This window comes from Microbacterium sp. USHLN272, from assembly GCF_037149655.1.
GTDB lineage: Bacteria > Actinomycetota > Actinomycetes > Actinomycetales > Microbacteriaceae > Microbacterium > Microbacterium galbinum.
Window position 1 is genome coordinate 907,445 of record NZ_JBBCRA010000001.1, and the last position, 22,026, is coordinate 929,470.

Annotated in this window: 17 protein-coding genes; 10 read left to right on the forward strand and 7 right to left on the reverse strand. The window is 69.0% G+C overall.

Annotation, left to right across the window (positions count from 1 at the left end; genetic code table 11):
• Positions 1-9: 9 nt before the first annotated feature.
• Positions 10-1,002 (reverse strand): stage II sporulation protein M, encoded by a 993-nt coding sequence (locus WFJ97_RS04550; RefSeq protein ID WP_336641856.1) that lies wholly within the window; start codon positions 1,000-1,002, stop codon positions 10-12.
• Between the two features lie 16 nt (positions 1,003-1,018).
• On the opposite strand from WFJ97_RS04550, the gene WFJ97_RS04555 reads away from it, so the two are divergent.
• Positions 1,019-1,828, forward strand: a complete 810-nt coding sequence (locus tag WFJ97_RS04555) for an RDD family protein (RefSeq protein WP_336640611.1) — start codon at positions 1,019-1,021, stop codon at positions 1,826-1,828.
• A gap of 3 nt (positions 1,829-1,831) precedes the next feature.
• Here WFJ97_RS04555 and WFJ97_RS04560 read toward each other — a convergent pair whose 3' ends face one another.
• Positions 1,832-2,038: a DUF3499 family protein gene (locus tag WFJ97_RS04560; RefSeq protein ID WP_247622872.1), complete on the reverse strand. Its 207-nt coding sequence runs from the start codon at positions 2,036-2,038 to the stop codon at positions 1,832-1,834.
• 79 nt (positions 2,039-2,117) lie between these two features.
• On the opposite strand from WFJ97_RS04560, the gene WFJ97_RS04565 reads away from it, so the two are divergent.
• A complete protein-coding gene (locus WFJ97_RS04565) occupies positions 2,118-2,546 on the forward strand; it encodes a hypothetical protein (protein ID WP_247622873.1) in 429 nt (142 codons plus the stop codon).
• 22 nt (positions 2,547-2,568) lie between these two features.
• On the opposite strand, the gene WFJ97_RS04570 is transcribed toward WFJ97_RS04565, so the two are convergent.
• The 4 genes from WFJ97_RS04570 to manA all read right to left on the reverse strand — a co-directional run bounded on the left by WFJ97_RS04570 (position 2,569) and on the right by manA (position 8,756).
• Positions 2,569-3,951, reverse strand: coding sequence for a DUF5719 family protein (locus WFJ97_RS04570; RefSeq protein ID WP_336640612.1), 1,383 nt, complete (start codon positions 3,949-3,951; stop codon positions 2,569-2,571).
• The gene (locus tag WFJ97_RS04575; protein ID WP_336640613.1) at positions 3,948-7,019 is read right to left on the reverse strand and encodes a glycosyltransferase; all 3,072 of its coding nucleotides are present in this window, start codon (positions 7,017-7,019) and stop codon (positions 3,948-3,950) included. The genes WFJ97_RS04570 and WFJ97_RS04575 overlap by 4 nt, the downstream gene beginning before the upstream one ends.
• Positions 7,020-7,135: 116 nt before the next feature.
• A complete protein-coding gene (locus WFJ97_RS04580; RefSeq protein WP_247622876.1) occupies positions 7,136-7,453 on the reverse strand; it encodes a WhiB family transcriptional regulator in 318 nt (105 codons plus the stop codon).
• A 178-nt stretch (positions 7,454-7,631) separates the two neighbouring features.
• Positions 7,632-8,756 carry a mannose-6-phosphate isomerase, class I gene (manA, locus tag WFJ97_RS04585; RefSeq protein ID WP_336640614.1) on the reverse strand — a complete coding sequence of 375 codons (1,125 nt, stop codon included), beginning with the start codon at positions 8,754-8,756 and terminating at the stop codon, positions 7,632-7,634.
• 68 nt (positions 8,757-8,824) lie between these two features.
• On the opposite strand from manA, the gene WFJ97_RS04590 reads away from it, so the two are divergent.
• Positions 8,825-10,240 carry an O-antigen ligase family protein gene (locus WFJ97_RS04590; RefSeq protein ID WP_336640615.1) on the forward strand — a complete coding sequence of 472 codons (1,416 nt, stop codon included), beginning with the start codon at positions 8,825-8,827 and terminating at the stop codon, positions 10,238-10,240.
• 41 nt (positions 10,241-10,281) lie between these two features.
• The gene (locus WFJ97_RS04595) at positions 10,282-11,535 is read left to right on the forward strand and encodes an O-antigen ligase family protein (protein WP_336640616.1); all 1,254 of its coding nucleotides are present in this window, start codon (positions 10,282-10,284) and stop codon (positions 11,533-11,535) included.
• 12 nt (positions 11,536-11,547) lie between these two features.
• Here WFJ97_RS04595 and galE read toward each other — a convergent pair whose 3' ends face one another.
• Positions 11,548-12,555, reverse strand: coding sequence for a UDP-glucose 4-epimerase GalE (gene galE / locus WFJ97_RS04600; RefSeq protein ID WP_336640617.1), 1,008 nt, complete (start codon positions 12,553-12,555; stop codon positions 11,548-11,550).
• A gap of 157 nt (positions 12,556-12,712) precedes the next feature.
• Between galE and WFJ97_RS04605 the strand changes: the two genes are divergently transcribed.
• The 6 genes from WFJ97_RS04605 to WFJ97_RS04630 all read left to right on the forward strand — a co-directional run bounded on the left by WFJ97_RS04605 (position 12,713) and on the right by WFJ97_RS04630 (position 22,024).
• On the forward strand, positions 12,713-14,626 hold the full coding sequence (locus WFJ97_RS04605; RefSeq protein WP_336640618.1) for a glycosyltransferase: 1,914 nt from the start codon (positions 12,713-12,715) through the stop codon (positions 14,624-14,626).
• The gene (locus tag WFJ97_RS04610; RefSeq protein WP_336640619.1) at positions 14,623-15,585 is read left to right on the forward strand and encodes a glycosyltransferase; all 963 of its coding nucleotides are present in this window, start codon (positions 14,623-14,625) and stop codon (positions 15,583-15,585) included. The genes WFJ97_RS04605 and WFJ97_RS04610 overlap by 4 nt, the downstream gene beginning before the upstream one ends.
• Positions 15,585-16,178, forward strand: coding sequence for a hypothetical protein (locus WFJ97_RS04615; protein WP_336640620.1), 594 nt, complete (start codon positions 15,585-15,587; stop codon positions 16,176-16,178). Before WFJ97_RS04610 ends, WFJ97_RS04615 begins: the two co-directional genes overlap by 1 nt.
• A 119-nt stretch (positions 16,179-16,297) precedes the next feature.
• The gene (locus tag WFJ97_RS04620; RefSeq protein ID WP_336640621.1) at positions 16,298-17,311 is read left to right on the forward strand and encodes a rhamnan synthesis F family protein; all 1,014 of its coding nucleotides are present in this window, start codon (positions 16,298-16,300) and stop codon (positions 17,309-17,311) included.
• Positions 17,295-20,405: a glycosyltransferase gene (locus tag WFJ97_RS04625; RefSeq protein WP_336640622.1), complete on the forward strand. Its 3,111-nt coding sequence runs from the start codon at positions 17,295-17,297 to the stop codon at positions 20,403-20,405. Before WFJ97_RS04620 ends, WFJ97_RS04625 begins: the two co-directional genes overlap by 17 nt.
• Positions 20,402-22,024: an ArnT family glycosyltransferase gene (locus tag WFJ97_RS04630; RefSeq protein ID WP_336640623.1), complete on the forward strand. Its 1,623-nt coding sequence runs from the start codon at positions 20,402-20,404 to the stop codon at positions 22,022-22,024. Before WFJ97_RS04625 ends, WFJ97_RS04630 begins: the two co-directional genes overlap by 4 nt.
• The last annotated feature ends 2 nt before the right edge of the window (positions 22,025-22,026 follow it).

Here is a 22,026-nt window from a genome sequence, read left to right on the forward strand (position 1 = left end):
GCGCTCCGGTCACCCCGCGAGAAGTCGTGGGGTGCCCGCCTCGTACTCGACGAGATCACCCGTCTCGCCGCGGCGATAGGCGCGTCCGCCGACGACGAGCATGTAGATCAGGAACACGGCCAGCGCCGCCGCGCCGATGCCGATCTTGAGCGGCCAGGGCAGAGCCCACCCGGTCACGAAGCCCTCGACGAGGCCGGCGAGGAAGAGAGCGAAGACGAGTCCCAACGCCACCGTTGCGAGTGACCTCCCCTGGATCGCCAGGGATTCCGTGCGCGTACGGTTCCCTGGAGCGACCCACGACCAGAAGACGTGTAGACCTGCCGCAGCCGCGACGAAGATGCACGTGAGCTCGAGCATTCCGTGCGGAAGGATGTACAGCAGCATGACGTCGCCGTGGCCGTGCGCGATCATGACGGCGCCGGACACACCCAGACCGAAAGCGTTCTGCACGATCATGTAGAGCGGCCAGATTCCCGTGACCCCGAAGAGCACGCATTGCAGCGCGATCCAGGCGTTGTTCGTCCAGACCATCCCCATGAACACCGCAGCAGGATTCTCGGTGTAGTAACCGGTGAAGGATTCGTCGGCGTACTGCTGCAGCGCGTCCGGAGGCCCGAGTGTAGCGATCAGAGCGGGGTCGTTCGATATCCAGAACGCCGTTCCGAGTGCGATCACGACGAAGGAGACTGCGACGATGAGCGTCGTCCATCGAAGGCGGTACAGCGCCGCCGGAAACTGATCGGCGAAAAACCGCGCCGCCTGCGTCAGGACGCTGTCCGTAGCACCCGTGAGTCGCATGCGAGCGCGAACGAGGATCGTCGAAAGGTAGTTACCCTGCGGCGAGTCGCCGACCGACGTCTTGAGCTCGGCGAGATCCGCTGACGCGGCGCGGTAACGCACGATGAGTTCGTCGACCGCCGCGCCGTCCAGTGCGGCGCGGCTGAGCTCATCCAGTCGCGCCCACTCCGCGCGGCGTGCATCGGTCAACGCATCGGCATCCACCTGATTTACTGTACTCATGTCCGTGCCGATCGATACGACCGACGAGATGCTGTCCGGGGAAGCCGTCGCCATCGACGTCCAGCCGGTCGGGTTCCTCATGCGTTCTCTCGGTGCGCTCATCGACATGCTGCTCGGCTACGGGGTCTTCATCCTGTGGCTGTTCCTCCGCGTCTGGCTGCTCGATGCCGGTGTTCTCACCGAGGCGACCGACCGGATCGCGACCATCGCTTCTCTCGCGGTGAGCTTCCTCGTGCTCCCCCTGAGCATGGAGATGCTGACGAAGGGCCGCAGCCTCGGCAAGCTGGCCGTCGGCGGGCGCATCGTCCGGATCGACGGCGGCGCGACGGGATTCCGTCACGCCTTCATCCGCGCGCTTCTCGGCGTGCTCGAGATCTACATGACCTTCGGCGGCCTCGCCGTCCTTTCAGGCGCCCTCACCGCACGGTCCCAGCGCCTGGGAGATCTCGTGGCGGGCACCTACAGCCAGCGCGTGCGCACGCCTAAGCTTGCCCAGAGCGTTCCGGTGATGCCCGGTGAGCTCCTCGGCTGGTCGCAGATCGCCGACGTCGCGCGTTTGCCCGACCGTCTCGCCCGGCGCATCTCGCAGTTCCTCGCCGCGGCGCACCAGCTCGTGCCCGGGGCACGCGCGCGCGTCGCGAATGAGCTGCTCGCCGAGGCATCCGCCTTCGTCTCCCCCCTGCCGCAGGCTTCGCCGGAGCGAGTCCTGGTCGCGATCACGGTCATCCGTCGCGAGCGGGAACGACGCGCACTCATCACCTCGGATGCCCGCGCCGAGCGGCTCTCGGGGCGCCGCGTCGGGGTCTGACGCTCAGGCGCGCAGCGCCTCGTGGCGCACGACGATCCACCCTGCGGGCACCGACAACCGGTCGGCGTGTTGGGCGCACAGGTCGTGAGCGTGCGGGTGACGCTCGAGTCCGAGCGGACCGAGCGCGGCCATCTGGTCGCCGTAGTCGTACGTGAGTGTGGCCACCGCTTCGCGCGCGCAGCCCACCTTCGAGCAGAGTCGTCCGTCCATCCGTGCCAGGCTACGGTCCGGTGCGCGTCAACGACGGATGCCGCGCCGTCCGACGCCGCACACGGCCTAGACTTTCGTCATGCCCCGTCGACGCGCCACCCGCACCCCCGAGACGCCCCGGCGCGGCGCGCGGCACGGACGCCACGGCCGTCTCGGCCGCAGCGAGGTCGTGCGGCCTCCCCTGGCTCCTCTGGACGGACGCCTCGACCGGTTCGACCTCTCGGTGGGAACCGCCGTCGAGTTCCTCCGCGGCACGTGGCCGGAGCTGCAGGACGTGCGATTCGAGATCGGTGCGATGCCCGGATTCGAGGCGGGTGACGAGGTGCCGCGCTGGTACCTCGATCGCGAGCACGCACGCATCGTGCTCTTCCGCCTGCCCATCGAGCGTCTTCTCCCTCCCGGCCACGACGACAACGCGCACCGACGGATGGCGATCGAGAGCGCCGTCTTCCGGGCAGCGGCGGAGTACGTCGGCCGCGAGCCGTGGGACCTCGGCCACGACCACTGACCGGAGCGCATCGACCCCGTGTCTAGGGGTAGACCGTGATGCTCTTCTCCGCGCCCGCGCTCGGCTGCAGAGGCCACGTCGCGAGCGCTCCGGCACCGGACATGCTCATCGCCGCGCGCACGGCGTCAGAGGTGCTGAGCCGATAGACCGTATCGCCGTTGAGTGTCGCCGCCACCGAACTGCCGGCGGGCACGACGACCTCGCGTGAGTTCCCGCTGCCGAGGTTCTCGAGGGTGACGGTCGCATCGGCACCGTCCTCGTTGATGAGGTACAGCGCCGGCTGGGGTCCGTTCGGCACCGCGAAGAGGGCGTCCGTGCCGATCTCCGGCGCCGGTGTCATCCACGAGAAGTCCGCGCCCTTGCCGAATCCGTTCTGCTGACGGACACCCGCGACCACCGGGGTGTCGGCGTCGATCGACACCGAGTACGACCCGGGCGCGAGGGCGCTGAGCGACGCCTCCGCCGGGGTGTCGGCCGCGAGATCCACCGTGAACTCCTCGACGACCTCGGGTGAACCGACCGCGCGCACCGTGACGACGGCTCGCCCGTCCTCACCGGCCGAAAGCAGCCGGAGCACCGTCATGTCGGCGTTGTCACCGTCGCCGTCGAACGACTGCACACCGACGATCACCGGATGCCGCTGCGGCCCGGCAACCGCTTCCTGCAGGTCGATGCCGGCCGGGTCGAGCGTGCGCACGAAGGAGGACTGCAGAACCGCCCTCACAGGAGCCCCCTCTGCCGTGACCTCGACCACGGGTGTCGTGTTGCCCGCCGCGATCGAGCTGAGCGGAAGGGCGACCTGCGTCATCGCCGGGACGATCACGGTGCGGTTGCTCCGCGAATCCCCGTACGTCGAGAGGGTCACGGTGGACGTCACCGCCGCCGCGTTGGTGAGGGTCACGATGTCCTTGGTCCCGGTGGCGACGCTTCCTCCGACCAGCCAGGATTCCAAGCTGCTCTCCCCGCAGGGCAGGGCGGCGAAGCCCGCCAGATCCGTCGCCGAGACCGAGATCGACTCGGTCGCGGCGATGAGGGGCGCGCTCCGGTCGACGACCTCTCCGGTGAATCGGTCGACCTCGGCACCGCCGATGAGATCGGGCACGGCGATGGGTGCGGATGCCGGAGCGCCACCGGTCCCGTCCACGGTGACCGACGGCGACCCCGCCGAGCGCATGCTCAGCGGGTCGGAGGAGTCTCGACCGATCGCGCGGAAGTCGCCGTTGCACACGAGCATCGGCGCTCCGGGAAGCGGCGTGACCTCCACCTGCGCAGGTTCGTGCGCGACCTCGGGCCACGGTGCGTGGATCGCCGTGACGACGCCGGTGACGCAGGCGACCGCGACCACGGCGCCCACGGCGACGCGCGCGCCGGTGGCGACCACTCGGAAGACTCGCGTGCGGCTCATCGCTGCTGCTCCTCGGTGTCGGGGTCCCCGGTGGGATCGGCGGCGTCGTCGTCGACGGCAGCATCTCCTGTCGGCGCGTCAACGGCCTCTCCGCGTGATTCCAGGTCGTTCCTCGAGGTCTCGCCGTCCGGTGCGACGGCCTCCTCGAGTGCATCCGCGGGCGTCTCGCCGACGATCGCGGCCTCGGCGAGTTCGTCGACTCCGCCCGGTTCGACGATCGAGGCTTCCGCGAGCTCCTCGCGATGCCGTGGGAGGACGAGTGGCTCCTCGGGCGCACGCCCGACGATGCGGGATTGCGCACGCGCCGCGCGTCGCGACGCACGGGTGGGCAGAGCGAGGAGCAGAGCGGCGAACAGGAAGATCAGCTGCAGAGTGACGACGAGTCGCGCCTGATGCTCCTGCGCGTTCGTGAGAGTCGCCGGTGCGGCGATGTCGGTGTCGACCCTCCAGAGAACGCCGCGATCCGTGGTGCCGGCGTGCACGAACCCGGCGCGCTGATCGATCGCGGTGATCGCCGACGTCCGCATCGAACGAGCCTGGTCGGCCTCATCGCCCGGCACCTGCGCGACGAGCACGTAGCTGATCCCGTGGGCGGCGAGCTCCCCCGGCGCATCGAAATCGCGCGCCGAGAGCAGGTCGACCGAGAGGGCGGCGATGTCGGTCCCTCGCGGCTGCTCCGCTGTCGAGAGGATCGTGGTCTGCGCACCCAGGGTCTCACTCGCGCCCCAGACCACCTCGGCGGCGAGTCCGCCGTCGTTCTGCGGTGTGAGGACGAGTGTGCTGATCGGCTGATCCCCGGAGGCCTGCGCCGCGACGTACGCCGGAAGCGTCGAATCGGGCCCGTTGCGCAGAGCGGAGGCGTCGAGATGGAGAGCCGTGAGGGCCGGCACCGCTCCGACCACCAGAGCAATCGCGGCTATGCCGGTGACAGCCGTGCGCAGTCGCGGCAGCGTGACAGCGGTGTCGAGGGTGACGGCCGCGCCACCGACGATGCCGATCCACGCGAGCGAGAGCCCGGCACCCGGCCAGATGGCGACCGGAGTGCCCTGCGCGAAACTGACCGTGACGCCCACGGCCAGGAACGCCGTCGCGAAGCCAGCGAGCGAGACGACGAGCAGGGTGATACCCGCACGCCAGCGCGGCGCGACGGCCGCGCCGAGCGCGAGCAGGGCGAGAGGCGCGCTGAACACGGCCGCCCAGGCGCCGAGCGGCGCGATCTGGAAAGCCGCCCACCCTGCGGCATCCGCGGTGGGATATCCCGTCGCGAGGGCGAGGCGCCCTGCGGCATCCGCCGCCGCCTGCGGGCCGGCCCAGATCGCCCCGGGATCGGCCAGGAGTGCGACGAGCGATCCGTCGACGAGGTGCACGTACGCGAGCGGCGCGAAGAGCACGAGGGCCGGGATCGGGGTCCAGAGCAGGCGAACGGCACCACGGAACTGGGCCGTTCCCAGAGTGATCCCGAGCCCGACGACCCAGAGCACGAGAAGTGCGGGGACGAGTGACGGCGAGCATGCGGCCACGGCGGCGAACACCAGCGATGCCGCCCCCGCCGCTCCCCACGATCGATGGGCGACGACCGCCGCATGGAACAGCCAGGGCAGGAGGAGATGCACGAGAACGCCGGTCGGGCGGCCGTCGACGAGCGCGGTGAGGAACGTCGGCGCCAGAGCCCATCCGACTCCCGCGAAGATGCGGAGCCCCGCGCGATCCGTCACCCGCGTCGCGGCGAACCAACCGCCGAGGACGGCGAGCGGCAGCGCGAGCACCCACAGGAGCACGAGGGCGAAGGACGGCGATCCCGGCCAGAGCGAGCCGAGGACGGCGACCACACCGGCGAAGGGATCGGCCGGACCGACGACGTCGAGGCCGAGCCCCCGGACTCCCCACACCGCGTCCTGCCAGAGTCCCGCGACGGTCTGCCGAAGCGGCAGGAGGGCTCCGCCGCCGAGCGAGGGCCAGGCGAGAAGAGAGGTGAACGACGCGACGCTCACGGCGAGGGCGGCCAGCACGGCCCACGCGCCACCGCCGCCGAAGAAGTGCAGTTCGCTGACGGCGCCGCCTTCGCTGCCGTGGCCGTCGTCGAGACGACGGCGGAGCTGCGAGCCCGTGACGCGCAGGGGCGAGATGCTGGCCCACGACGAGGTGCGGAACGATCGGATGGCGGCACGCGAACGGGCGAGCGCTCCGAATCGGAGCATCGCCACCACGGCGGCACCGAACTCGGGGAAGACTTCCTCGGGGCGCTTGCCGACGAGGTGCGCGATCGAGCGCCACAGCGCGAGGGGCAGGAGCGCGATCCAGTGCAGCGGCACGGCGATCGCCGGCGCATAGGCGAGGCGGCGATGCAGCTGGGCGAGGCGGGTCACATAGGCACGCCGGGAGCGGCCGCGAGGGAGCGATGCCGGGCCGTCGGGCGAGACCGAGATCCGCGCGGTCGGGGCGAGGACCACGCGTCCGCCGCCGAGACGAGCGCGCACGCCCAGATCGAGGCCCTCATCGGCTCCGGCGAGCGCCGGGTCCGGGCGGAGCGCGTCGCGCACCTCGCTGCGGATCAGCATGCCGCGGATGTCGGCCGCGAGCGCCTCATCGAGACCGTCGTGCTGTCCCTGGTCGAGCTCACCCGCCGAGAGCTCGACCGAACGGCCGAGGCTCGTCATGCTGACGCCGAGGGAGACGATCTCACGATCGTTGTCGGTGGCGACCAGCTTCGGTGCCGCGATCGCGGCCGACGGCGAACGCTCGAGCATCCCGACGAGGCGTTCCAGGGCCCGAGGGTGCGGCGCGGTGTCGTGTGCGAGGAGCCATACGGCGCTGTTCTCGGCGACCCGGGGACGCGCGAGTTCGACGGCCTCGGCGAACGAGGTGGAGTGCCGGGCCTCGACGATCCCCTCGACCGTCTGCGCGACGGCCTCGCTGGTACGAGCCGATGCGGCGTCGCCGCAGACCACGAGGGTGACCGCTTCCACCGGTGCGGTCTGCGATCTCAGCGCCTCGAGGGTGCGGAGCAGTTGCGCGCGGGCTGAGGAACCGGGGCGCGCGACGATGATGGCGTGAACTCGGGCTGGCATGACATCGTCAGCCTAAGCGCGGTGCGACGCGGGAGAAGGCAGCCGGTGCGGCGCGCCCGCGAAGGTCCCGGTCGGATTCCATCCGGGAGACCGTCGACCGGCGGATGCGTCGCCGTTCAGCTGGCGCGGCGCTTGAGCTTGCGACGCTCGCGCTCGGAGAGACCGCCCCAGATACCGAACCGCTCGTCGTTGTTGAGCGCGTACTCAAGGCACTCCCCGCGCACGTCGCACGAGGTGCAGATGCGCTTGGCGTCTCGCGTCGAGCCGCCCTTCTCCGGGAAGAACGCCTCGGGATCGGTCTGAGAGCACAGGGCGTCGGTCTGCCAGGCGAGAGCGTTGTCGTCGTCTGCCTCGACCTTTCGAACCCCGGGTACACCGAGGTTGACCGGGTCGACGAACCAGTTCTCCGGAACGTCGGATCGGTATCCCGTCATCTCGACCTCCAACCCCTCATATCTCGCCCCCCGCCGGGCCGTGCACCACTAATTACACCCGTGTCATTCGCTCGGGTCAAGTCGCGGATCGTAAACCCTCAATCATGTATTGAAGGTTCTTGACGGTATATCGGCGTGTCGCGCGCCCCGAGGTGGACTCGGGCGCAGACGTCGCGCGTCAGCGCCCCGGAGACGCGATGAAGACCTCGCCGACGCCGGACAGACGCAGCTCGGTCTCGTCGTCGGACGCATAGGCGACGGCCCCGACGGGCAGATCGATCGCGGCATCCGCGCCTTCGATGCGAACCGTGCCGCCTGTGGCGAGCACCATGGTCCGGCCGTCGACGGGCACGCTCGTCGGCGAGCCGTCGAGCACGATGCGGCGCAGCGCGAAGTCCGGAACCGGCACGTCGTACGTCGTGATCGCGCCCTCCTCGGCAGGGCGCAGCACCGGGACCAGCCCGGGTGCGGTGTCGACGAGCGACAGGAGTTCCGGCACGTCGATCCGCTTGGGCGTGAGTCCCCCGCGGAGCACGTTGTCGCTGGCGGCCATGATCTCCACGCCGAGGCCCGAGAGGTAGGCGTGCAGGAGACCGGCGCGCAGGAAGACGCCCTCGCCCCGGCGGAGCACGAGGTGGTTCATCAGCAGCGCGACCACGACCCCCGGGTCACCGGGGTAGGTGTCGGCGATCCGCGCGATCGCGCGCAGAGTGTCGCTCCACTCCCCCGCGTCCCCGCGGGAGGCGGTGACGACCGCGTCGATGACGCCGTCGACGGCCTCGCCCGCCGACCCGTCGAGCAGCCACTCGAGGGTGTCGCGCAGGACGTCACCTTCGGCGGAGAGACGCTCGCGCAGCGCGCCGACCGCGGCGGTGGGCGCGAGGGCATCGGTGAGCTGCAACGTCTGTGCGACCGGGCGCAGGCCGCTGAGCGACTCGAAGCGCTCGCTCAGCGCGACCAGCAGCTCGGGCTTGTGGTTGGCGTCGCGATAGTTGCGCTGCGGATCGTCGAGCGCGAGGCCGCTCTCGCGCTCCCAGCCCTCCTTCGCCTGCGCCAGGGTCGGGTGCACCTGGATCGACAGCGGCTGAGCGGCCGCGAGCAGCTTCAGCAGGTACGGAAGGGTTCCGCCCGTGACCGCATCGAGTGTGCCGCCGCCCACCACATCCGCGGGGTCGCCCGGGTGATCCCCGAACCAGACCTCCGCCTCGGGGGCGCCGCTCGGCGCACGCCCTTCGAGCTCGGCGAGAAGGGTCTCCGATCCCCAGGCGTAGTCGCGGGGTGCGTTGGTGAGGTGCAGCAGCATGTTCCCAGCGTAGAGCGCGCCACGCCGCTCACAGACGCACGTGACCGCCTCGCGGTACCCTGATCGCGATGGCCCAGTACACCCAGCATCCGGTGAGCGCCCCGCCGACCGCCCCCGAGCGGGAATCGACGGGGCATCTGCTGTTGCGCGGCTACGTGATCCTCACGCTCTTCGTCACGTTCGCGCACACCGCCGTCTACAACCTCCTCGGAATGCTCGGCGCCGCCGTCGTGCTCGTCGTGTTCACGCTGGCCACGGTCGCGATCGGCGTCCCGATGCTGGCGCGCAACCGCCCCCAGGCGTTCCGCTGGCGGCGCCTGCCGTGGACGGCTCTCGCCTACACGACCCTCGCGCTCGTCTCGGTCGCGTGGTCTCAGTGGCGGGGACCGACGTTGCTCACCTGGCTGCTCCTCGCCGCGGTGACCGTCAACGGACTGTTCGTCGCGCACGTGCTGACGTGGCACGAGATCGCGCGTGCCCTCTCATCGACGTTCAAGTGGATCCTCGGCCTCTCGATCGCGCTCGAGCTGTGGGTGTCGCTGGTGATCCACGGCCCGCTGCTTCCGAACTTCGCCGTCATCCCCGAGGGCGGGATCGACCCGCAGCTGTACTGGGTGCGCGACAACCTGTTCGACGGCGGTCGGCTCCAGGGGATCGTGGCGAACGCGAACATCCTCGCGATCATCTCCCTGTTCGCGATCCTCACCTTCGGAGTGCTCTTCGCCGCCCGCGCGCGCTGGCGGACCACGCTCGCGCTGTGGATGCTGCTCGCCGCGTTCTTCCTCGTGCGCACCGCCTCTACCACCGCCCTCATCTGCGCCGCCGCCGTGGGCGTCGCGCTGGCCGTCGCCCTCGTCATGCGTCGCGCGCGCACGCCCGAGGACCGCACGCGCATCTACGTGATCGCGATCGGCGGCTCCGCCGTGCTCGCCGCCGCCGTGTGGCTGCTCCGGGAGCCGCTGCTCGGCCTGGTCGGACGCAGCGCCGACCTGACGGGGCGCTCCGACAAGATCTGGACCGCGGTGCTCGAGCGCGCGGCCCAGCATCCGTTGTTCGGCAACGGCTTCTCGAGCCCATGGATTCCCGACGATCCCGCCTTCGACGGCTGGATCGTCGACCACGGCCTCACCGTCTTCCACGCGCACAACATGTGGCTCGACGTGCTCATGCAGCTCGGCGTCCTCGGCGTGATCCTGATGGGCATCTCGTATCTGAGCCTGCTCTGGCGGTCGTGGTTCTTCGCCGTCGACCGCCCCCGATGGGATCTCAACTCCTCGCGCAACTTCTCGCCGATCACGCTCCTGCCGAGCATGTTCACGATCGTGCTGCTGGTGCAGGGACTCTCCGAGTCAACCCCGATCATGCTGTGGGGATGGATGCTGCTGGTGATGTTCACGTTCAAGCTCAAGTCGGTGCCCCTGATCGGCGTCGGCGAGCGGGAGCAGTTGTTCGACCGCGGCGCGCGCGCCCGGCGGATCCCGTGACGTCGACCACCCGTGCGGTCCGACTCCTCGGGTCGGTCGAGATGGCCAGGGCATTCACGCTCGCGGTGATCACCGCCGTGTTCGGATCGTTCGCGATCGAGCGACTGACCTCGCGTGTGACGCTCGCGACGATCATCGCCGTGCTCTGCCTGCTCGGAGCGGCGATCCTGTGGGCGCGGCGCGAGGAGCTCTCCGCGCTGCGCCTGGCACCGTTCTCGCTCTACGCCTTCCTCGGGTGGGCGCTGGTGAGCCTGGTGTGGACGACCGACCGCGGCGAGACGCTGCTGGGGTGGTCGTCGCTGTTCGGCTACGCGTTCCTCGCCCTCACCGTCGGGCATATCCGCGACACCCTGCAGACCGTCCGCGCTCTCGGCGATGCGCTGCGCGGACTCCTCGTCGTCTCCCTCGCGCTCGAGACCCTCTCCGGCATCCTGCTCGACGTGCCGTTCGTCGCGCTCGGGATCCAGGGGAACCTCGCGGCCGGCGGCCCCGTCCAGGGCATCTTCGGCAGCCGGAACATGCTCGGCTTCGTCGCCGTGATCGCCCTCATCACCTTCGTGATCGAGTGGCGTACCCAGTCCGTGAGCCGAGCGATCGCCATCCCGTCCATCGCTCTCGCGGCACTCCTCGCCGCCTTCTCGTCCTCCCCGACCGTGCTCGTCCTCGCCGCCGCGGTGGGGATCGTGACCGCGGCGCTGACCCTGGTGCGGCACTCGCCCCCGGCCCGACGCAGCATCGTGCAATGGTCGCTCAGCGTGCTCGTCACCGCTGCCCTGGCGGTGGCCTTCGCCTTCCGGCACCAGATCATCGCGCTGCTCGACGCGGGTTCGGACTTCTCGATCCGCGCCACCCTGTGGAACACCATCCTCGACTTCGTCGCCCTCAAGCCGATCGAGGGCTGGGGCTGGTTCGGGGCATGGGCGCGGGGCGAATACCCCTTCACGTACATCAACTTCCTGCTCGACGATCGTCATCAAAGCGCACTGAACGCCTTCTTCGACGTCCTGCTCCAGCTCGGCACCGCCGGACTCGTGCTGTTCCTCCTGCTCGGAGGCGTCGCGCTCGTTCGTTCCTGGTTGGTGGCGAGCGTGCGCCGTTCCGTCGTCTACGCGTGGACGCCCATCACTCTGATCACGCTCGCCGTCGACTCGGTCTTCGAGAGCTTCACCCTGGTGGGAGCCGGGTGGTTCCTGCTCGTGCTCTGCGCGCTGCGCGCCGGCCAGTCGCGCTCGTGGCGCGAGAACATCGACGCCGCGCACACGGGTGTGATCCCGACGCTGCGCGCGCAGGGCTGAGCGAACGCTCGATCAGAGCGCGTCGGAGGCGGCGCGCACGGCGGGCAGCTTCTCCGCCCAGTCGAGGGCGTCGCGCACGCCGTCGTCGGTCGATCGCTCCGCGCGCCAACCGAGCAGATCGTGCGCGCGATCGACGATCGCGAAGGCTCCGGCCTGGTCCCCCGCGCGACGCGGCGCATCGATGACGGGAAGGGTCTCCCCCGTCACCCGCTCGAAGGCGGCGACGAGTTCGCGCACGGTGACGCCGTCGCCGGTGCCCAGATTGATCACCCGGTAGGGATCCGGCGTCGTCACGATGTCGTCGAAGCGCTGCACGGCGGCGACATGGGCGAGGGCGAGGTCCCACACATGGATGTAGTCGCGCAGGCCGGAACCGTCGCGCGTGGGCCAGTCGGTGCCGGTGATCGTGAACGGCACGCCCTCGGCCTTCGCCTGCATGATCTTGCCGAGCGCATGGGTCGGACGCGGGTTCTGCAGTCCGGTGCGCAGGCGGGGGTCGGCACCGATCGGATTGAAATAGCGCAGAGCGATCGCACGGAAGTCGCCGGCCACCGCCGCATCGCGGAGGATCTGCTCGACCATGGCCTTCGTCGAGGCGTACGGACTCGACGGCGCGAGCGCCCCGGACTCGTCGACCCCGCCGCCGGTCTCGGCCGCGTAGACCGCGGCGGAGGAGCTGAACACGATCCGATCGATTCCGGCCGCGCGCAGGCGTGCGAGGAGCAGCACCGTCTTGCCCACGTTCGTGTCGTAGTAGCCCAGGGGATCGTCGACGGACTCGGGCACCACGATCCGCGCGGCGCAGTGCACCACGGCGTCGATGTCGGGGTGGTCGGCCAGCACCCGGTCGAGCACCTCGGCATCCGCGATGTCGCCGACGTAGAGGCCCCGCCCCTCGCCGAACGCGCGCAGCCCGGTCGACAGATCGTCGATCAGCACCGTCTCGATCCCGGCCTCCAGGCATGCCGTCGCGACAGTCGATCCGATGTATCCCGCACCGCCGGTGATCAATACCTTCATCGCCCGCCATCCTATCCCGCGCCCTCGACACCGCCCGGGACCCGCCGACTCTCCGCGGATCCCGAGGTGGCGGAGGGTAGGCTACTCACTGCTCGCAGAGTCCACTGCTCCGCCCGTCCGGCGGCAGTCGGCGCAAACCCCTCCGGAGAACTCCCCCGTGGCCCACGTCCTGCAGAACGTCGTCTTCCCGCTCGATCGCGACCCCGACCTCCTCCCGCTGTACGCCGACCCCGAGACGTGGTCGGTCATCGAGAACGAGCCGGTGCGCGTCTCGAGCCGTGCGCATCTCGGCAACATCCTCGGCCGCCACCGCGCCCGCATCGTCGCTGGCCGACGAGTGTCGCTCGGCACGTACTTCAACGCGTTCCCCGCCTCGTACTGGCAGCACTGGACGAGCATCCGCCAGGTGCAGCTGACCGTCCGCACCAGCGGATCCGCCACCGTCCTCGTGTACCGCTCGAACGGCTCCGGTGTGCGTCAGCGCGTCGCCACGAGCGAGGTCACCGGCGAATCGTCGACGACGTTCGACCTCGAACTCACCCAGTACAGCGACGGCGGATGGCTCTGGTTCGACGTCGTCGCCGACGAGAGCAACGTCATCCTCGAGGGCGCCGAGTGGACCACCGAGCAGGAGCCGGCCCGCACGGGCAAGGCGTCGCTGGGAATCACGACCTACAACAAGCCCGACTACTGCGTCGAGACCCTGCAGGCCCTCGCCGCATCGCCCGATGCTCTCGAGTTCGTCGACCGCATCTTCCTCGTCGACCAGGGCACCCAGCTCGTCGCCGATCAGGACGGATTCACGGAGGTCGCGGCCGAGCTCGGCGAGACCCTCCAGGTGATCCGGCAGGCGAACCTCGGCGGGTCCGGCGGCTTCGCCCGGGCGATGCACGAGACCCTGCAGCGCCCGGAGAGCGACTTCGTACAACTCCTCGACGACGATGTGCGCATCGAGCCGGAGTCGCTGCGCCGTTCCGTCGTCTTCGGGCAGTACGCCACGAACCCGGTGCTCGTGGGTGGCCACATGTTCGATCTGCTCGACCGGCCCAAGCTGCACGGCTGGGCCGAGGTCGTCGACGAAGCGCCGTTCATGTGGCGCAACCTCTACCAGGAGGAGATGCCGCACGACTTCGGTGTCTCCAACCTGCGCCAGTCCCCCCTCCTTCACATGCGCATGGATTCCACCTACAACGGCTGGTGGATGTGCCTCATCCCCCTCGATGCGATCCGCAAGGTCGGCCTCTCGCTCCCCGCCTTCATCAAGTGGGACGACGCGGAGTTCTGCCTGCGTGCCGGCGAAGCGGGGTTCCCGACGGTGTCGATGCCGGGCGTCGCCCTCTGGCACGTCTCCTGGGTCAATAAGGACGACACCATCGACTGGCAGGCGTACTTCCACGCCCGCAACCGCATCGTGGCAGGACTCATCCACTCGAACGCCCCGAAGGGCGGGCACCTGATCCGACACAGCCGCCGCGTCGACCTCAAGCACCTCATGATGATGCAGTACTACCCGGTGGCCCTCCGTGCGCGCGCCCTGCGTGACGTGCTCTCCGGCCCGGACCACATGCGGCGCACGCTCGCGACCGCGATGCCGGCCGCCCGAGCGCTGTCGTCGGAGTACCCCGAGACCGTGATCCATAAGGACCCGACGGCCGTGCTGCACTCGCGTCGTGGACGCCAGGTCTTCCAGCGACAGCGCTCACGGCACGAGTACGACAGCCCGAGCGGCCTGGCGCTGCGCAAATTCACCCTGACGACGCTGATCGCGCACTGGCTCCACAAGCCGAATCCCGCCAACGTGGCCCAGCCCGAGGTGGAGTTCGGTAAGGACGATGCGCACTGGTGGCGCCTTCCGGTCTTCGACAGCGCACTCGTCAGCACGGCCGACGGGTCGGGAAAGAACATCTACACGCGCGACCGCGCGAAGTACCGCCGGATGCTGCGCGAGAGCGTGCGCCTCCACGCAGAACTGCAGCGCAGGTGGCCGGAGCTGCAGAAGCAGTACCGCGATGCGCTGCCCGGACTCGTCTCGCCAGAATCCTGGGAGCAGATCTTCGAGGAGCAGGCATGACCCCGGCATCCGTCGCCTTCGACCCGGCCACGGCGACGATCGTCATCGTCACCTACAACCGCTCGCACCTGCTCACCGGGTTGCTGGAGAGCATCACGACGATGGACCCGAAGCCGGGCCATGTCGTGATCATCGACAACGCATCCGCCGACGACACGACCGAGGTCGTGGAGTCGTTCCGGGCGGGTATCGGCACCGAGATCGTCTACCGCCGCCTCGAGACGAACACCGGCGGATCCGGTGGGTTCAGCGAAGGCATGCGCACGGCGTACGAGCTGGGTTCCGAATGGATCTGGATGATGGACGACGACGTCGAGGTCATCCCCGACGGTCTCGCGAAGATGGGCAAGTGGTCCTCGCGGTTCAAGAGCATCCAGGGACGCCGCTACGACTACGACGGCAGCGAGTTCTACTGGCAGTACCGGATCGCCGAGCGCATGGGGATCCCGATCCCCTTCGCGCCGTCCGGCTTCGACGCCTCCGGGTTCAAGGAGATGAACAGCGGATGCTTCGAGGGCATGTTCATCCACCGCTCGATCGTGAAGCGGATCGGCCTCCCCGACCACCGCTTCTTCATCTACTGGGACGACCAGATGTACGGCTGGCTGGCATCGCGCCTGACGACCGCCGTGATCGTCGATGAGTTCGTGCTGCGCCGCACCCGCGAGATCAAGCAGTGGGACATGGGCATCCGCCACATGAACGCGTCGAGCAACGCCTATCGCTTCTACATCATGCGCAACCGTGCCCACATCAAGCACTACTACCGCATCCACGACAACTACAACCCGGTGCTCTTCGGCCTGGGCACGGCGATGACCTTCGCCAAGGAGCTGATCCGCCTGGTCTTCGTCGAGCGCACCGTTCGCGGAACCAGCAATCTGTTCCGCGGTCTCAAGGAGGGGCGGAAGATCTCCCGGGATCGCTCCTGGCAGCCGATGTCGCCCCTGGAGGCCTGATGTCCAACGCCCCTCAGCCGGAACTGCGCTGGGCCCCCATCCCGCCCAAACCGAAGAATCGTGCGCGCATCTGGATCATCATCGGCTCGGTGATCCTTGCCCTCGCGATCGTGGCCGCGCTCCTGTGGTTCTTCCTGCTCCGCGGCGAGACCCCGGGCGGTACCCCGTCGCCGTCACCGTCGTCCTCGGAGACCGCGAGCCCGTCGCCGTCGGGTGAGCCCGATCCAGGAGCCTCCGAGAACCCGTCCGAGGAGCCGGGCACTCCCCCGGTCGCGCCCGCGCCCGACCTCTCCGCTTTCGTGACACAGGTGCAGCCCCGCCTCGATGACGGCGTCCGCGGCCTCGACATGCTGGCTCAGCTCAGCGGGCAGGACGCCGTCGGAGTCGTCGATCAGCTGCAGCAGGATGCTCAGCGGTTGGCGGAGACGACGCCGCCCACGTCGATCTCGGACTCCTGGTTCACCGCCGTCTCGGAGTACTCCGCGGCGCTGAGCGAGGTCCGCTCCGCCGCCGAGAGCGGCGGGGGCACGACGGACTCCGTGACGACGGCTCGCGAGCGACTCCAGGCGCTGAGAGATCTCGTCGAGATCTGATGCGGCTTCGGCCCGAGAAGCGACCAGTAAACTGCACTTTTGCGCATGAAGCGCCCCACGCGCTTCGATCGGACGAAGGATACGGACATGGCTGAGCGGAAGACCACCGGAGAGGACGCATGACGAAACGGCTCGCGCTCGTCGCACATTACGACCCCCGTGGCGAGGCGGCCCCGCACGTCCTCCGTCAGCTCGACGAACTCGGTACGCAGTTCGACGAGGTCGTGCTCGCGACGACGGTCGACCTGTCCCCCTCCGCCGCGGACGCGATTTCCTCCCGTGCCACGCTGATCCGGCGAGCCAACTACGGCCACGACTTCGGTTCGTGGCGGGACTGCCTCGAACGATATGACTGGGCGCAGTCCTACGACGAGGTCCTCCTCACGAACGACTCCTATGTCGGATTCTTCCGCCCGCTGGGCGAGATCATGCAGACGATGAGCGCGCGGCCGGTGGAGCTGTGGGGGATCACTCAGAGCGCCAGGCACTCCCTGCACATCCAGAGTTACTACTTGCACTTCACTCGCGAGGCCCTGCATTCCTTGGCGTTCCGCCGTTTCTGGACGGATTCGAAGCCCGCACCCGACCGCCAGACCGCCATCCAGCTGCAAGAGGTCGGGATCAGCCGCGCGATGTCCGACGCCGGGTACCGCTTCGACGCCTACTTCACGCCGACCCGAGACGAGCGCCTTCGCGCCACCCGCCGTGGAGTGCACTGGTTGCGGCAGCGACGCAAGAGCTTCCCCGCCCGTTTCGACACGCTCGAGGACGGCTACTTCGATGCCCGACAGTGGCGCGACCCCGAGCAGGCGGACAATCTCAACTGGTCGAGCGCCTTCGCCGATTCCAGTCTCGACGACGGTCGTCTGCCTCTCATCAAGCTCGACACGTTGCGCTATGACCCCTACTGGTTGGGCGCCGGCACTCTCCTCGAGGAGCTCGAGAAGAAGTACCCCGTGCAGATGGACGGCGTACGCGAGTACCTGATCGCTACGCAGCCCTATTACAGCCAGCGCCGGTATGAGAACTACGGATTCGCGCGATTGAACGCCGCGGAACGTCTCATGTTCGGATATCGCCCCCCGCAGCCCCGCCACCTGAGAGGACGCGCCTCCCATGTCGTCGATTCGTGAGATCTCGCGCCTCGCGCGTCGAGTGCCCGTACTCAAGGACGTGCTGGAGTCGACCGACCCCCGGCGACGCGCGGAGCGTCTGGCGCGGACGGGGATCATCGACACCGCGCTCTACGCCGCACAGCTCGGAGTGCCTTCGATCACCGTTGAGGGCGCGGCGGCGCACTATGCCTCCGAGGGATTCCGCTGGGGATACACGCTGAACGTGCTGACCGATCCGTATGTCATCCGCCGCGCGATGATCCGCACCGACAGACCCGCCCTTTACGACTACTTCAACTCCCAGGCATGGCACGCGAACACCACCGGAGTGTGGAGCGTGAAGCGCTACGCCGACGAGTACCCGGAGTCGCTCGAGCACCCCGCGGGCCCCGTCGGTCACCTCTGGGAGCGTGTGCGACGGGACGCCTCCACCGAGGTCGTCATCGAGCCCGGTGGCGCCCGGCCGCTGCGCTGGTCGGAGATCTACCCCGTGCTTTTCGATGCGACGGTCGAATGGGCCGCGCTGCAGCGCGATCGGCGCAACCGCTACCCGCGGGCAGAACTCGAACACGCCGAGTCCCTCGATTTCGATGGTCCGGCCGCAGGAGCTCGAGCGAGCATCATCATGCCGGTGTGGAATCGCGGGGGCGCCATGCGCACCGCCATCGAATCCGTCCTCGCGCAGTCCTGGGAGAACTGGGAATTGCTCATCGTCGACGACGGCTCCTGGGACGACACCGTCGCCGTCGCCGAGTTGCTTTCCGCCCGCGATCCGCGCATCCGCCTCCTCCGGCAGGATCATCTCGGAGTATGCGCCGCCCGTAACGCGGGAATCGCCGAGGCGACAGGCGAGTTCATCGCCTTCCTCGATAGCGACAACACGTGGAAACCGCACTTCCTCCGCGACATGGTGACGACCATGACGCGGGACTCCTTGACTAGCGCCTACGCCACGATCGCGCTCGACGACGGTCGAACCGTCCGCTACCGGTACGGTTCGCCGGCCCCGCAGAGCCTCATTCTCGGCAACTCGATCGACCTCAACACTCTGGTCGCGCGCAAGGACGCGATCGTCGAGGTGGGCGGCTTCGATCCCGAGCTCCGGCGCGCCGTGGATTACGATCTGATCCTCAAGCTCGCAGCGCATTCGCCCATCACGCACGTCCCGTCACTCGGAGCCCACTACGACAATGCGGATGACGCCGACGACCGGATCTCGACGACCGAGGCCATCGGTTGGAACACGTCCGTGCGACTGCGTCACTCGCGTGTCGAGGCGTCGGACGTCGTCGGCGCCGCCACTGTCGTGACGCTCATCCAGCCGCACGACCCCATCCTCCATGAGAAGCTCGCCGCGCTGTCGGACGCACCCGACGACACCGACGTGCGCTTCGTCGGCGTCGGGATTCGTCCCGATCACTGGCGTCAGATCAGTGCCGCAGCGTACGGACGGGATCGTATCTCCGCTTCCCTGCACCAGGACGGCGAGCCGTTCGCGTACGTGGTGAACCTCGAGCTCGCTCGAAGCCGCAGCGCCGTGTTCGCTGTGGTCGATCCGCGCTCGACCTTCACCCGGGATGCCATCATCGAGCTGATCGACGAGGTCGCTGCAGACGACTCGGATGCCGTGATCCCGCTCACGCTCGGCCTGGACGGCACCGTGGAGAGCGTGGGCTCGATGCTCGTCGGGGCGCACGGAGCACCTGTGCCGATCCTCGGTGGGCATCCCGCCGAAGACGCCCGACGCCTCGGCGATCGCGTCGCTGTGAACGCTCTTTCCGGACGCACGTTCGCCATCGGTCGCGAGCTGCTCGACTCCATCGGCGGGATCGATCCGCTGCTCTACAACGAGCACGAGCTCGCCGGATTGAGCGCCGGCCTCACAGGACGCCGCTCGGCCGCGCGCACCGATATCGTGCTCACACAGCTCGATCGCCCGCGCGAGTTCATGGTGACCGACCCCGCCGGAACGATGAACGCTCTCCGCTCGAAGAGTCTGCCGGTCGCCTCCTCCGACGGCGACGAGACGTACGCGCGTGCCGGACTGCGGGTCGCGCACTGGCGCCGGGAGGTTCCCGCTCCGGTCGAGCCCCAGGAGATCGGCAGGCACGTGACACCGTCGACGCCGCTGACGCCCGTCGTCACCCGGGATCGCCGCGATGTCGAGATCGACGGCCGCACCGTTCCGCGCCTGCGGTGGGCGATCAAGACGGCTTCACCCGCCGGCCCCAAGGGCGACACCTGGGGTGACACGCACTTCGGCCGCTCCCTCGCTGCGGCCCTCGAGTCCCTGGGACAGGAGACGGTCGTCGATGCGCGCGAAGCGCAACGACGGGAGACGGACTACCTCGACGACGTCGTCATCCATCTGCGAGGTCTCGACGTCTACGTCCCGTCCCCGGGCGCTCTGTCGTACCTCTGGGTGATCAGTCATCCCGACATGGTGACGAGGCCGGAGGCGCAGTCCTTCGACCGCGTGTTCGCTGCGTCGCTCAGCTGGTCCGCTCAGCAGTCCGAACGCTGGGGATTCCCCGTCGAGCCGCTGCTGCAGTGCACCGACCCCGATCGATTCCACCCGGGCGACTCCCCCGCCGGAGTGAAGGTCGGCGGACCGCTCTTCGTCGGCAACAGCCGGGGGATTCCCCGACCGACGGTGATGGAGTCGATCCGCGCCGGGCTTCCCCTCGATCTCTACGGCGGAGACTGGGAGCGGTTCGTTCCCGAAGATGCGATCACAGGTGAGCGTGTGGACAACGCCGAGCTGGGGCAGCTCTACTCCTCGGCCTCGGTCGTACTCAACGACCATTGGGCCGACATGCAACGCGAGGGATTCATCTCGAATCGTCTGTTCGACGTCGTCGCGGCCGGCGGCCGCGCCTTCAGCGACGATGTTCCCGGTATCGATCGGATCTTCGACGGCGCCGTGCAGACCTACGACACGGTCTCCGAGATCGTGCCGTTCCTCGAGAGCGACCTCGACGAGCGCTTCCCTGACGCAGATGCTCTCGCCGAGATCAGCCGGCGCGTCCGCGAGGAGCACTCCTTCGCAGCGCGCGCACGCATCCTGCTCGACCACGCGATCGCCGACCTCGCCGCGCAGGGTCGACGGTGAGCGCGATCGACGCGCCCGCGACGCGCCGCCGTCTGCGCCGCCCGGACATCATCGGGTGGGCGCTGCTCGCCATCGTGGCGGTCGGGGCGGTCGTCCGCTTCGGTGGTATCGGCTGGGGGCTCCCTCTCCAGCTCCACGCCGACGAGTGGGTGGTCGTCGAGGGCGCCATCGACATGGCCCAGCGGAACTCCTTCGCGCCGCCGTTCTTCTTCCGCCCCGATCACCTTGAGACGCAGCTGAGCTACATCGTCTACCAGGCGTGGTCGCACCTCTTCGGCGGCGGATCCCCCGAGACGCTCTTCGCGGTCGATCAGGCCCCCTTCTACGCCCTTGCCCGGGCGACGACGGCGACGCTCGGTACGGCATCCATCGTCGTCGCCTACTTCATCGGCAGCTCGTACACCCGCGCGGCCGGCCTGTGGTCTGCCTTCGCGATCGCGTTCTTCCCCCCTCTCGTCGAGCACTCGCGCTATGCGACGCCCGATGTCCCCCTCGTGTTCACGGTGCTGCTGACGATCCTCGGCGCCGTGCGCTACATCCAGCGCGAGAGCTGGCCGTGGCTCGTGCTGGCGTCCGCCGGGGTCGCGCTCGGCATCACGGCCAAGTACCCGGCCGTCGCCGCCACCTCCACCATCGCACTCGCGGTGATCGTCGCATCGATCCGGTCCCGCCACTACTGGCGGATCCCGGTGCGCGGGGCCGCGGCGATCGTCATGGTCCTCGGCTTCACGTTCGCGCTGTCGCCGACGCTGTTCACCAATTTTTCCGAGGTCCGCGCCCAGCTCTTCCAGCAGAACTCGACGGGACACCTCGGCGCCGATGGGTTGGACTGGTCGGGGAACGCGCTCTTCTACGCGTCCTCGTTCCTCAACAACGGCGGCATCATCATCGTGCTCTTCGCGGCGGCAGGGCTCATCGCCGCCGTCATCGGGCGGCGATGGGACATGACTCCCCTCCTGACCGGCCTGATCTTCTGGGTGGCCATCTCCGTGCTCACCCTGCACTGGGACCGCTGGGGCCTGCCGATGTTCATCACCCCGCTTCTGCTCGCAGCCGTCGGGCTCGATGCCGTCTGGCGCTGGACATCCACGCGCGGCCGCGTGCCGCGGATCATCGTGGGCGCCCTGGCGGCGGTATCTGCGACTTCGCTCCTCCTGGCTTCCTTCGCCCAACTCGCCGTGGCACTCGCACCGGATACCCGGCAGACCTCAGCAGCAGACCTTGCCGAGCGTGGAATCGACGCCGACGACACGTTCTACGACGGCTACACACCGTTCCGAAGTGACGGTCCCCGAAATCTCGCCGCGGAGCTCATGGTCGTCGACGGTGCCGTCACCCCTCGCGAGGGGATCGATTCGTTGCCGTACATCCTGACGTCGTCGTCGATGGTCAACCGCTATCTGCGCGCCGACAACATGCCCGAGGAACAGGCCGTGTACTCGGCGATCCAGCGGCTCCCCGTCGACACGCAGTGGAACAGCGTGGGAATCGCCCCCGCCTCACCGTGGGAGCCCGTGCGCATCTGGCAGAGCATCGACTTCCTCGCGAAAGTCGCCGGTGGAGCGAACGGCGGGCCTCAGCTCATCCTGTACCGCACGCCGGAGACGCCGTCGGAGTGAGT